The organism is Bacteroides sp. AF25-38AC, assembly GCF_003602995.1.
Taxonomy (GTDB): Bacteria; Bacteroidota; Bacteroidia; order Bacteroidales; family Bacteroidaceae; genus Bacteroides; species Bacteroides uniformis.
The window spans coordinates 22,800-35,094 of the sequence record NZ_QTMD01000024.1 but is presented as its reverse complement, the minus strand read 5'-3'; the positions used below and the strand labels follow the sequence as shown (position 1 = coordinate 35,094).

Here is a 12,295-nt window from a genome sequence, read left to right as displayed (position 1 = left end):
TTTATACCTTTTTTCCCATCTCGTAGGCTTCGTGCATGGAAGGCTTGTCGTTTATCTCGCCCACCTTCCAGGCACCCACGCCATAAATGGTGCCGCATTCTTTGGGCTCTTCCAGGCAGTCGAGGAAGCCACGGAAACCATCGATGGTACGTTCCATCATGGGGACACTTTCTTCGGCGGCGGCGATAATGAAGTAGAACTCCTTGTTTTTTATTTCAAGGTAACGGGCACAACAACGGTCAATCAGTGTCTTCATCTGCGCGCTCATGGTGTAGAAGTAGACGGGGGTTGCCATAACGATGACGTCGGCGGCAATCATCTTTTCCACCACTTCGGCGGCATCGTCCTTTTGTGGGCAGGGTTTGCCGTACATGCTGCATACGCTACATCCCGTGCAGTAGTTGATGTGCTTGTCTTTCAGGAAAATCTTTTCTACTTGATGTCCGGCCTCTGCGGCACCGCGCATGAATTCGTTGCACAAGTGGTCGGAGTTTCCATTCCTGCGGGGACTGGAGGAGAGGATTAATACTTTTTTGCTCATATTCGTTGTTCGTTAGTTAGTAAATGATTACGTGCTACAAAAATAGGCAGGTTTTATGAGAACGGCAGTATACAAATTACGGTTGTTGTTACCTAAATTACTGATTCATTCCAAAAGTATCTCCCGTTCGATGCCGGTGTCTTTCAGAAACTCCCGGTCGTGGCTGATGGCAATTACGGTGCCGGCGTAGTCGCGTATCGTTGCCGTTATTATTTCTATACTCTCGATGTCCAGATTGTTGGTGGGTTCGTCCAGAATGAACATATCCGGGGTATTGTCGGCAATCATCAGGCAGCAGAAGGAGAGGCGCATCTTTTCGCCGCCACTCAGTTTGCCGCACGGCTTGTTCCACACGTCGCGGGGAAAGAGGTAACGGTTGAGGATGGTTTTCACTTCATGTTCCGGCAGGTGGCGGTGGTTGAAAGCTTCTGCTTGTTGGAGTACGCTGCGCTCATTACGGACGAGGGAGTATTCCTGGTCCAGATAGACGGAGGTGAAGTCGGCACGCTCCATCACTCCGTCGGTGGGGTGCAATTCGCCCATGATGAGTTTCAGCAGGGTTGTTTTTCCACTGCCGTTTTTTCCTTTCAAGCTGAGGCGGTCGCCGCTTCTTAGCTGGAAGGTGAGAGGAGAAGCCCAGAGGTTCTTTGCAGCCGTCTCCGTATGGGGTGTTTCTGCGGGGGAGGCTGTATGGTTGGGATAATGGAAGTTGACGTCCCTTGCCGTAACCAGAATCTTGCCCGTATGCAGATGGGAGGCGTTGAAGTCTGTTTTCAGCTTGTCCGTCTGCGACAGTGAACTTTTGATGCCTGCCATTTCCGTCTGCAGCTTTTCCGCTTTCTCCGCATGTATGCTGCTGAGTCTGCTACTGCTGTTTTCCGCATTGTTTTTCAGTCCTCCCATTAGGATGCGGGGAATCCCTTTTTTGATGGAGGCTTTTTCTCCCCGCACATTCTGTTTGGCTTTGCGCTCTTCTACTTCGCGTGCCACTTTGCGTGCAAGGCGCAGGGCTTTCTGCTTCTCTTCTAGTTGTTGGGTGAGGGCGTTTTGTTGCAGGGTCTTCTGTTTTTTGTAGAAGTCGTAGTTTCCGCTGTAATACGTCAATCCCTGGGAGGAGAGTTCGCAGATGGCAGGCAACTGATTCAGTAGCGTGCGGTCGTGACTGATGACGAGCACGGTAGCCGATGTCCGTCGTATCAAGTTATACAGACGTTCCCGTCCATCCGCGTCCAGATAGTTGGTCGGTTCGTCCAGCAGGATGGCTGTTGGGTTGTGCAACTCCATGCCTGCCAGGAAGATGCGGGTCTTTTCGCCGCCGCTAAGTCCTTCCATCGGACGGGAGAGTGTGATACCGTCCAGTCCCCAGCTGTCGAGAGAAGCCTGGGCGCGTTCTTCCACGTTCCAGTCATCATTGAGCGTATTGAAGTGCTTTTCGGTAGCGTCACCGCTTAGGATGGCATGCAGGGCAGATAGCTTGTGGCTGATTCCCAAAGCTTGTGCTATTGTCTGCCGGTCGTATTGTCCGAAGTGCTGGGGCACGTAGTACAGATGTTCGGGGCGTAGCACCGTTCCCGAACTTGGTGACAAGTCTCCTGCCAAAATGCGCATGAGGGTAGACTTGCCGCAACCGTTATTTCCGGTCAGGGCTATTTTATCTCCGGAGTTGATACTCAAATGGAGGTGTGAAAACAAGATTTCCTTATCTGTATGGATATAGCTAAGGTCTTTAATGATAAAGCTCATAAGTTTCTACTGTGTTTTTAGAAGTAAGAATGATAGGGGAGATGCAAGCATTCCCCGAAATTGAAATTCTCGAAGGGGAGGGGTACAGACAAACACAGTATTGGCTAAACATCTATATAGGTGATGCTCAGCGTTCAGTCTGAAAAAGCATGTTGATAGTGATGTTTACCGAAATGTGTTGTCTTTAGTCGGATATTCTCATCGGTGGAATTAATTGGTTAGTGGGCGCAAAGGTAATGATTTCCACTGAATAACAAAGGCTTTTTGCGATATTAATATCGTGTCGGCAAGAAGTTAATATCGTGTTTGCAAGAAATTAACTTCCTGCAGACACGATGTTAATACTTTATTGGTTCTGTTACTTCATGGCCGAAGCATCGAACGAGAGTGGCAGTAATTCTCCCACATTCTTCAGCTCGTAGATTCCCTTTTTGCCATACAGCAACACCCGCATTGGCTGCTTGAAGCGCTTCTCCGTTTCGAGCATCACTTGCCGGCAGGCGCCGCAGGGCGGGATGGGAGACTCCAGGAACTCGTCGTGCTCGTTGCGTGCAGCAATGGCGAGGGTGGTTACTGCCTGGTCGGGATGTTGGGAGTTGGCATAGAATAGGGTGGTGCGTTCTGCACACAGCCCGGAAGGATAGGCGGCGTTTTCCTGGTTGGTGCCGGTCACTACAATACCGTTTGCCAGTCTGGCTGCAGCTCCTACCGAGAAGTGGGAGTAAGGGGCATAGCTGCGGTTGGTAGCCTCGCGGGCGGCATCCATCAGTTCGCGGTCGGCGGCATCCAGTTCTTCATAGTCGTATATCTTGACGGCGATTTCGATATTTAATTCTTTCATAAGGCAAAGGGTTATATTGTAATTAATGTTACAAAGATAGAAAAGAGATTGGTTATTTCAATTCTTTTACGGACTTTTGTGCAGAACTCAACATTTTAAGCATGAAACGGATTTTCAGACTGACTGCTATCATAGCATTTCTTTTTATTTCCATTACAACAGTGCAGGCACAACGCCGGAATGCCCGCTACAATGAGTATATCAAACAGTATGCTCCCCTTGCCGTGGAGCAGATGCAACGTCATAAGATACCTGCCAGCATCACGCTGGCCCAAGGGCTGTTGGAGAGTGGTGCCGGATACAGCGAGCTGGCGCGTAAGAGCAACAACCACTTCGGCATCAAGTGTGGAGGCAACTGGCGCGGACGGACGGTGAGGCATGATGACGATGCCCGCAATGAATGTTTCCGCGCTTATCGCAATCCGAAAGACTCTTATGAAGACCATTCCGATTTCCTGAAACGGGGAGCACGTTATGCTTTTCTTTTCAAACTGAAGATTACGGACTATAAGGGTTGGGCGCGCGGCTTGAAGAAGGCCGGCTATGCTACCGACCCGTCGTATGCCAACCGCCTGATAACCATTATTGAGGACTATGAACTGTATAAGTACGACAGCCGTGGCATGAGCAAACACGATGTCCGCAGTTGGGAGAAGGAACTGAAAAAGAAACCTTGGCTGGCCAATCCGCATCAGGTGTACATTGCCAACGATATAGCTTATGTCGTGGCACGCGACGGAGACACCTTCCAGGTATTGGGCAAGGAGTTTGACATCAGCTGGAAGAAACTGGTGAAATACAACGACCTCCATAAAGAATATACACTGGAGGTGGGAGACATCATCTACTTGAAAGAAAAGCGCAAGAAAGCTGCCAAACCCCATACTGTCTACATTGTGAAGGACGGCGATTCCATGCACTCCATTTCCCAAAAGTACGGTATTCGTCTGAAGAACCTTTATAAGATGAATCGTAAGGATGCGGAATACGTGCCCGAGGTGGGAGACCGCTTGAGATTAAGATAAAGAAGCTATCCGAAAATGTACAGGGTGTCCGAAAACGGACACCCTTCTTTTTTGCCTTTTCGCTTACTTTCAGTGGTTTATGATTTTGGCATGGATTTAGTATATATTAAGCGTTATGTTCGCAAACAATAAAATTTAAAGATATGGATAGAGAAATTCCGAAAGAAGTGCGTAATAAAGAACGCAATAAGAAAATCATCCGCTACGGTGCTATCGGCGTGGCAGGTATCGTAGTGGTCAGTGTACTCATTTCATTGATGCGTACGGGAGTGAAGGAGAAAGACCTCGTTTTCTCCCAAGTGGGTAAAGGCACGATTGAAGTCAGCGTCAGCGCCTCCGGAAAAGTGGTTCCTGCATTCGAGGAAATTATAAATTCACCTATTAATACCCGCATTTTGGAAGTGTACAGAAAAGGTGGTGATAGTGTGGATGTCGGTACCCCTATCCTGAAACTGGACTTACAGAGTGCCGAAACCGACTACAAAAAGATGCTGGATGAAGAGCAGATGCGCAGCTACAAGCTGAAACAGCTGAAACTTGACAACCAGACCAAACTGACCGACCTTCAGATGAAAATCAAAGTCTCCGCCATGAAGCTGGACCGCATGAAGGTGGAGCTGCGTAACGAGCAGTACCTTGATAGCCTCGGTTCGGGCACCACCGACAAAGTGCGCCAAGCCGAACTGAGCTACAACGTAGCACAACTGGAATACGAGCAATTACAGCAGCAGTATGCCAACGAGAAGGAAGTGCTGGCTGCAGAATACCAAGTGCAGGAACTGGATTTCAGCATGTTCCAGAAGACACTGGCCGAAACCAAACGTACGCTCGACGATGCGCAGGTGCGTTCGCCCCGGAAGGCCATCCTTACTTATATCAACAATCAGATTGGTGCCCAGGTTCCCGAAGGCTCACAGATTGCCGTCATCTCCGACTTGAGTCACTTCAAGGTGGAAGGCGAGATTGCCGATACTTACGGTGACCGTGTGGCTGCCGGCGGCAAGGCCATTGTGAAGATTGGCAGCGAAAAGCTGGAAGGTTCCGTAAGCAGTGTTACTCCGCTTTCAAAGAATGGCGTCATCTCCTTTACCGTGCAGTTGAATGAGGACAACAACCGCCGACTGCGTTCCGGTCTGAAAACCGACGTCTATGTGATGAATGCAGTGAAGGAAGACGTGATGCGCATAGCCAATGCCAGCTATTATGTGGGACGTGGGGAGTATGAACTTTTTGTACGCAATTCCGACAAGGAAATTGTAAAGCGCAAGGTGCAGCTGGGCGATTCCAACTTTGAGTTTGTAGAAGTGGTCAGTGGTTTGCAACCGGGTGATGAAGTAGTGGTGAGCGATATGAGTAACTATAAGAACAAGAATAAGTTGAAGCTAAAATGATAAAGGTTTACTTGAAACAAGCCTGGGAGCTGTTGAAGCAGAATAAACTGTTCAGCATGCTCTACATTGTGGGTACGGGGCTGGCCATTGCCATGACAATGATTATGGCGGTGGTGTATTATGTGAAGATTGCGCCCGTCTATCCAGAGGCAAACCGCATGAATACGCTTTACCTCAGCAATTCAAAATTCACGCAGGGAAGCGGCAACAATACCAGGACCATGCAATGGGCTGTTTCCTACAAGGCGCTGCAAGACTGGTTCTATCCCGTAGAGAATGCTCTTGTCGTTTCAGCCGAGCTGCATAATGATTTGTCGGAAAACAGTTATATACAGCCTGCCGACCGCAGCGGTGATTTTCCGGTTATGGTAAAGTTGACAGACCCTGCTTTTTTCAAGATATATTCTTTCCAATTCCTGGAAGGTAGTCCATTCACGGCATCCGACCTGGCAAGTGGCATTTCCACTGCTGTCATTACCGATGATTTGGCACGCCGCTTGTTCGGTACGACGGAAGAGGTAGTAGGACGCTCGTTCAGCCTGAACTATATCGACTATCGGGTTTGTGGGGTGGTGCGCAGTGCCAGTTACCTCACCTCTAAATCCTATGCACAGCTTTATATACCTTATACGGTGTCGCCCGATTACAGCACTCCCAAGTACGACCTTCCCTATCTGGGAGCTTTCAGTGCTACCTTTCTGGTGCAGGACAGTAAGCAGGGAGATGCTCTGCGGGCTGAGATAAAGGAAATCTGCCGCAAGGAGAATCTTATGCATCCCGATGAATGGAAAGTAGATTTCTGGGAGCAGCCCACCTCCCATCTGTTGAGTGTCTTCAAGACTTATGCAAGTATGGAGTTTGACCTTTGGGCCACAGTGCGCCACTTTCTGCTTGTCCTGCTCGTATTGCTGTTGGTGCCTGCCCTGAATCTGAGCGGCATGATATCGAGCCGTATGGAGGGACGTCTGGCAGAGATGGGCGTGCGGAAATCGTTTGGAGCCGGACGTAAGATACTGCTTTCACAAGTGATGTGGGAAAACCTGCTGCTGACCGCACTGGGCGGAGCATTGGGCTTGCTGCTGGCATGGCTGGCACTTTACGTGGGACGCGAGTGGATATTTACGGTACTCGACAGCTGGCCGAATATGGTACCCGAAGGAGTGGAGGTCCGCGTATCGGGTGAGATGCTGTTTGCTCCGTTGGTTTTTCTCGCAGCATTGGTGCTGTGTGTCGTGCTGAATCTGTTGTCGGCCCTTATACCGGCGTGGTATTCCTTGCGGAAACCGATTGTGAACTCACTGAATGAAAAACGATAAGACACGGGAGGTTGGTATGTTTAAGTTAATATGGAAGAATCTTTGGGCGCGCCGCCGCAAGAACGGATGGTTGTTGGCCGAATTGATATTGGTGAGTATCATCAGTTGGGTTGTATTGGACCCGGTGATTGTGGTCACGCACGACCGTAATATCCCGTTGGGCTATGATGCGGAGCGGCTTTGTCTCATTTCATTGGGCGCATTGCAGCCCCAGGCACCGGGATACGACGCCGAAGCGCAGGACTCTGCTACGTTGGTGGACAACTATTATAATCTGGTGCGTTATGTCAAGGACTTTGACGGTGTGGAATCGGCCACTCCCGTGCTGGGATTCTGTTATCCCAATTCTTCGGGAAGTTCGAATAGTCAATTGTTTGCCGAAGGGGATACGATTCCCTTATCTATTATGATGATACAATTTCTGCCTCATACGAACTTTTTCGATACGTATGGTTTCCGTTCCGGTAAGGGGCGGACACCCGGACAGCTGTCCGACTACGCCTATGCCCCGAATGACATTGTACTGACAGAGAATGCTGCCGAACAGTTGTTCCATACCAAAGACGCGCATGGCAAACGCTGTGTAAGCAGAGACCATGGAGATACCTTGTACATGCCGGTTGTCGGTACGATAGGAGCCATGAAGATGTATAGCGAGTGGCGTCCCGTCCCCGTTGCATTTATGCCGATGCTTACCATCGATACAAGTTATATCCCTGAAAGTGCCCATATCTTGGTACGCCTCAAAGAAGGTGTCAGCATGGAGCGTTTTCTGCACGATTTCCGTCCCTGGATGGTGAAGGAGATGAGGCGGGGCAATCTGTTTGCCCGCAGTGTCCGTTCCTATGAGCAGATTATAACGGAGAGCGAAGCCAGCAATTCCACACCGATTTACCGCCGTAATCTGGCGATGGCGGCTTTCTTCCTGGTGAATCTTTGCCTGGGTGTCATCGGTACCTTCTGGTTGCAGACACGTACGAGGCGCGAGGAAGTGGGAGTGATGCTGTCGTTCGGAGCTACACGCAGCGACATTGTCCGCCTGCTGATGGGCGAAGGCACGGTATTGACCGTGGTCGCTTCACTGACTGGTTTTCTGCTCTATTTGCAATATGCACTGAAAGAAGGGCTGGCCAAAGGACAGAATTGGGTGGAGAGTACAGAGAGCTATTGGGTATCGGATTTTACCTTGCATTATTTGCTCGTGTCGCTCGTCATCTTTCTGATACTGCTGGTGGTAGTGTTGGTGGGAATCTATATCCCGGCGCGCAACATCAGCTGCATTCCACCTACGGAAGCCCTGCGTGACGAATAGATGAAAACGGACAAAGTGTTCATTTTCGGACACCTTACTGCATGTATAAATAGCAGATAATCAATAATAAACGGTTTTGGCACAACTTTTGACCTCTTGAAACAGAAATTGTGCGGAATAGAAACGGAACAGAATAATAACAATTAAATACTTACCATTATGATTAAGTTAACTGGCATCAACAAGATTTATCGTACAAACGAGATTGAAACCGTGGCATTGGAAAATGTAAACCTCGAAGTGAACAAGGGAGAATTTCTCAGTATCATGGGACCCTCCGGTTGTGGAAAATCTACGTTGCTGAACATTATGGGTTTACTGGATGCACCTACCAGCGGCACCATCGAAATAGCCGGTACAAAAGTGGACGGCATGAAGGACAAGGAGCTGGCTGCTTTCCGTAACCAGAAGCTGGGTTTTGTGTTCCAGTCTTTCCATCTGATTAATTCGCTGAATGTGCTGGATAATGTGGAGCTGCCTTTGCTGTATAGAAAGGTGTCTGCCAAGGAACGCCGTCATCTGGCGGAAGAGGTATTGAAGAAGGTCGGTTTGAGCCACCGCATGCGTCACATGCCTACACAGCTTTCCGGCGGTCAGTGCCAGCGTGTAGCCATTGCCCGTGCCATTATCGGCAACCCGGAGATAATCCTCGCCGATGAGCCCACCGGTAACCTGGACTCCAAGATGGGTGCCGAAGTCATGGAACTGTTGCATCAACTGAACAAGGAAGACGGACGTACCATCGTGATGGTGACCCACAATGAAGAGCAGGCCAAACAGACCTCACGTACCGTCCGCTTCTTCGACGGACGTCAGGTGGAATAATTACTGCTTAACAGCCAACTGTCAACTATTAATTATCAACTATCAATAAATGAAATGCAAACCGTAAGACAAGCTTTTACAATCTTGAAGCAGAATCCGCTGCTAAGTACGATTTCCATATTGGGTACGGCCTTTGCTATCACCATGATTATGGCTATTGTGATTACTTGGCAGACAAAATATGCTGACTTGGAACCGGAAGTGAACCGCAGTCGGTGTCTTTACTTTTCCGCTATGCACGTATACGACAAGGAAAAGGACGGCAATAATAATTGGAGTAATCCTTCGGCGGCATTTATGAAAGAATGCGTGCAGCCGGTGCCCGAAGTGGAATACTGTACGGCATTTTCCCCAGCCGGTTTGTCGTTGGCTTCGTTGACTGACGGTAACAATCGGGTGAAAGTGGATGCTATGCGGACAGATCCCGACTTCTGGAAAGTGTTCAGCATGCAGTTTCTTGCCGGACGCGGCTTCAGCGAAGCCGACCGTGCTGGAGAAAGCAAGGCTGTAGTAGTCTGTGCGTCTGTAGCGCGGAAACTGTATGGAAGTACAGATGTAGTGGGACAGGAATTCCTGCTGAACCGGGAACTTGCACGTATCGTGGGAGTGGTGAAAGATGTTTCCGTCACTGCTAAGGATGCATACGCACAAGTGTGGGGTATGTACAGTGCCGACGAACTGAAAATTACCGGAGTCCACAGTTATTTGGGAGGCATGCAGATTGCTGTATTGGCACGTACATCTGATGACTTTCCTGCCATCCGGGAGGGCATTGCCAAGCAGGTGGAACGTGTTAATGCCGGATTGGGCAACAAACAGATAGACATCATGGAACAGCCGGACAATATCGTGGCGCACGTCAACCACGTATGGGCTAATGTAGGGCCAGACTTGACAATGCTTTATCTTCAATATGCCGTAGCTTTATTTATCATTTTGTTGGTACCGTCACTCAATTTGTGTGGCTTGAGTAACAGCCGCATGCAGCAACGTATTACCGAATTAGGTGTACGTAAGGCTTTTGGAGGAACGAAAAGCGTGCTTGTGCGGCAGATACTGAACGAAAATCTGATGTTGACATTACTGGGTGGAGTAGTGGGACTGCTTTTCAGTTATTTGGCAGTATATGCCATGCGTATGTGGCTGTTCACCAATAATCAGAATGTGGGTACGTCGGGCGAGCTCAGCTTGAACATGGAGGCGCTGTTTAGTCCGTGGGTATTCCTGCTGGCATTTGTTTTCTGTGTGGTCATCAATCTGTTGAGTGCGGCACTGCCTGCATGGATAGCGGCACGGCACACTATTGTAGATTCTTTGAATGATAAATAGAAGGAGGTACTTGATATGAAATTTACGATACATAACTTACGTATGATAAAGGCACGCTTCAGCAGTAACGGCTGGGTATTGGCTGAATTGTTCTTGGTATTCATCGTGATGTGGTTCCTCTGTGACTCACTGGGATGCATGAAATATACTTTCTACCGTCCGCTGGGTTATAATATTGAACATGTCTATAAATTATCCACCGTTGTAGGTGGAGAAAGTCGGGATACGAGTCTGACTGATGCCGATAAATATCTGGGTATATTGGCGAAATTGGAACAAGAGCCTTCCGTAGAGGCAGCTGCCCTTTGTTATTGGAGCCTTCCGATGAGTGGCAGTAATAGTTACAATGCGTTGGTTGTGCAAGATACTTCCTGGGTGCAAGGACGCTGTATTTATACGACTGGAGGATATATGGATGTTTTCCGGATAAGTGAGGACCCGCGTCACCCGTTCCGGGACACTCCCGCAGGATGGAACAATGTGACACTGAGTAATGCCGCTTTTGAACGTTTTCGTAAGAAAATGCCGGAGTTTTCGCAGACTACGCCGTTAGGTAATGGTGATTCTGTTACAATCATCAAGCAGATGGGGAAGACCGGTGCTTTCCGTTCCTATCGTTATGGAGTTGAGGAACCTTGGTTCTTTTATCATTTGGGAGAGAATATGATTAAGGCAGAGTTTGCCGACAATTGGTCGCAGATTGTTTTCCGCGTGAAGCCTGCTGCCGACGGACCGGATTATCGGGAGAAGTTTCTGCGCGAAATAGCGCCTAAACTGGACACGGACAATGCGTTTGTGGCAGATGCCGCTCCCTATACTGAACAACAGTTGCAGTTCGAGGTGATGAATGGCGATACGGATAAGGTGAACAGTCAGGCTGTGGTGGTGCTCTTCCTGCTGGTGAATGTATTTTTGGGGTTAATAGGCACCTTTTGGTTCCGTACTCGCCGCCGCCGTTCGGAGATAGCTCTACGGATGGCGATGGGCAGTACGCGTGGCGGTGTGTTTCGTTTACTGATAGGTGAGGGGTTACTGTTATTGGCGTTAGTGACATTGCCTGCCATGGTTGTATGCTACAATGTGGGGATGGCGGAATTTACTATAGGACGTACCTCTCTCATATCCACTTGGCCGATAGAGTGGAGTGTGATACGCTTCCTTGCAGGTTCTCTAGGGGCTTGGTTACTGATAGCTCTGATGGTAGTGATTGGAATATGGTTTCCGGCACGGCAGGCTATGAAGATTGAGCCGGCAGAGGCGTTGCATGAAGAGTAGTATGAAAAACAATAGAGGATTAACAATAAAAAAGAAGAAAAATGAAAACTAATATAGTAGGTATTATCATTGCATTGATATTGACATTTGTAGGTATGCTGAGTGTTTATGCACAAGATACCAAAGTGAGTGAAGTGCGCAAAGTGGATGCCTTTTCGTCCATTGAGATAACGTCTGTGGGAACAATTTATTTTACACAGAGTGACACTTATTCTTTCAAGATTGAAGGTAAGGAGAAGCACGTGAAGAATACAGAAACCACAGTGAAGGACGGCTGTCTGCTGATAGGCTTCAAGGATAGGAAAAACAAGAGCATGAGAAATCAGAAAGATGGCGTGACCATTTGGATTTCGGCTCCTGATTTGAAGAAGGTGGAGTTTACCGGTGTAGGGGAATTCAATTGTGAGAAGCCCTTGAAACTGGATGAAGTGTCATTTGAGGTAAAGGGAGTGGGTGAAGTGAATGTATCCGATTTGACGTGTGACGAGCTGAAAGTTACTTTACGCGGAGTAGGTAGCGCCGATATTCATGTAGTCTGCGATTATTTGACTGCCAGAATGAGTGGTGTGGGTGACGTCACTTTGAGCGGAACTGCCGGGCATGCTGACATTTCTAAAGGAGGCATAGGCGGAGTGAATACATGTAACCTGAAGGTGGGCCGTTGAGTAGCGGTAACACCAATCGTAAATAGTAAATC

At 48.7% G+C, this 12,295-nt stretch carries 11 protein-coding genes; 8 read left to right on the top strand and 3 right to left on the bottom strand.

All coding sequences use genetic code 11. From position 1 onward, the window contains the following. Position 1: 1 nt before the first annotated feature. The 3 genes from DWY55_RS15585 to cdd form a co-directional block, all read right to left on the bottom strand. The gene (locus DWY55_RS15585; RefSeq protein WP_117878520.1) at positions 2–541 is read right to left on the bottom strand and encodes a flavodoxin family protein; all 540 of its coding nucleotides are present in this window, start codon (positions 539–541) and stop codon (positions 2–4) included. A gap of 105 nt (positions 542–646) precedes the next feature. Next, positions 647–2,284 carry an ABC-F family ATP-binding cassette domain-containing protein gene (locus DWY55_RS15580; RefSeq protein WP_008664754.1) on the bottom strand — a complete coding sequence of 546 codons (1,638 nt, stop codon included), beginning with the start codon at positions 2,282–2,284 and terminating at the stop codon, positions 647–649. A gap of 358 nt (positions 2,285–2,642) precedes the next feature. Then, positions 2,643–3,125 carry a cytidine deaminase gene (gene cdd / locus DWY55_RS15575; protein WP_005837423.1) on the bottom strand — a complete coding sequence of 161 codons (483 nt, stop codon included), beginning with the start codon at positions 3,123–3,125 and terminating at the stop codon, positions 2,643–2,645. 101 nt (positions 3,126–3,226) lie between these two features. Here cdd and DWY55_RS15570 point away from each other — a divergent pair, with 101 nt between their 5' ends. The 8 genes from DWY55_RS15570 to DWY55_RS15535 all read left to right on the top strand — a co-directional run bounded on the left by DWY55_RS15570 (position 3,227) and on the right by DWY55_RS15535 (position 12,263). Further along, positions 3,227–4,150, top strand: coding sequence for a glucosaminidase domain-containing protein (locus tag DWY55_RS15570; RefSeq protein WP_008664751.1), 924 nt, complete (start codon positions 3,227–3,229; stop codon positions 4,148–4,150). 143 nt (positions 4,151–4,293) lie between these two features. Continuing rightward, a complete protein-coding gene (locus tag DWY55_RS15565; protein WP_016274396.1) occupies positions 4,294–5,541 on the top strand; it encodes an efflux RND transporter periplasmic adaptor subunit in 1,248 nt (415 codons plus the stop codon). Next, positions 5,538–6,857 (top strand): ABC transporter permease, encoded by a 1,320-nt coding sequence (locus DWY55_RS15560; protein ID WP_120137769.1) that lies wholly within the window; start codon positions 5,538–5,540, stop codon positions 6,855–6,857. Before DWY55_RS15565 ends, DWY55_RS15560 begins: the two co-directional genes overlap by 4 nt. A gap of 16 nt (positions 6,858–6,873) precedes the next feature. Beyond that, positions 6,874–8,169, top strand: coding sequence for an ABC transporter permease (locus DWY55_RS15555; RefSeq protein WP_005837417.1), 1,296 nt, complete (start codon positions 6,874–6,876; stop codon positions 8,167–8,169). A 159-nt stretch (positions 8,170–8,328) separates the two neighbouring features. Next, a complete protein-coding gene (locus DWY55_RS15550; RefSeq protein ID WP_005831162.1) occupies positions 8,329–8,994 on the top strand; it encodes an ABC transporter ATP-binding protein in 666 nt (221 codons plus the stop codon). 54 nt (positions 8,995–9,048) lie between these two features. Beyond that, positions 9,049–10,323, top strand: a complete 1,275-nt coding sequence (locus tag DWY55_RS15545; protein ID WP_009038276.1) for an ABC transporter permease — start codon at positions 9,049–9,051, stop codon at positions 10,321–10,323. A 15-nt stretch (positions 10,324–10,338) separates the two neighbouring features. Further along, positions 10,339–11,598, top strand: coding sequence for an FtsX-like permease family protein (locus DWY55_RS15540; RefSeq protein ID WP_005831158.1), 1,260 nt, complete (start codon positions 10,339–10,341; stop codon positions 11,596–11,598). Between the two features lie 41 nt (positions 11,599–11,639). Beyond that, entirely contained in the window at positions 11,640–12,263 is a 624-nt protein-coding gene (locus DWY55_RS15535; protein WP_005831156.1) for a GIN domain-containing protein, read from the top strand. Positions 12,264–12,295 lie beyond the last annotated feature (32 nt).

Coding starts and splice junctions, on each gene's coding strand:
- cdd (WP_005837423.1), bottom strand. CDS start 3,125: ATGAAAGAATTAAATATCGAAATCGCCGTCAAGATATACGACTATGAA.
- DWY55_RS15570 (WP_008664751.1), top strand. CDS start 3,227: ATGAAACGGATTTTCAGACTGACTGCTATCATAGCATTTCTTTTTATT.
- DWY55_RS15565 (WP_016274396.1), top strand. CDS start 4,294: ATGGATAGAGAAATTCCGAAAGAAGTGCGTAATAAAGAACGCAATAAG.
- DWY55_RS15560 (WP_120137769.1), top strand. CDS start 5,538: ATGATAAAGGTTTACTTGAAACAAGCCTGGGAGCTGTTGAAGCAGAAT.
- DWY55_RS15555 (WP_005837417.1), top strand. CDS start 6,874: ATGTTTAAGTTAATATGGAAGAATCTTTGGGCGCGCCGCCGCAAGAAC.
- DWY55_RS15535 (WP_005831156.1), top strand. CDS start 11,640: ATGAAAACTAATATAGTAGGTATTATCATTGCATTGATATTGACATTT.
- DWY55_RS15540 (WP_005831158.1), top strand. CDS start 10,339: ATGAAATTTACGATACATAACTTACGTATGATAAAGGCACGCTTCAGC.
- DWY55_RS15545 (WP_009038276.1), top strand. CDS start 9,049: ATGCAAACCGTAAGACAAGCTTTTACAATCTTGAAGCAGAATCCGCTG.
- DWY55_RS15585 (WP_117878520.1), bottom strand. CDS start 541: ATGAGCAAAAAAGTATTAATCCTCTCCTCCAGTCCCCGCAGGAATGGA.
- DWY55_RS15580 (WP_008664754.1), bottom strand. CDS start 2,284: ATGAGCTTTATCATTAAAGACCTTAGCTATATCCATACAGATAAGGAA.
- DWY55_RS15550 (WP_005831162.1), top strand. CDS start 8,329: ATGATTAAGTTAACTGGCATCAACAAGATTTATCGTACAAACGAGATT.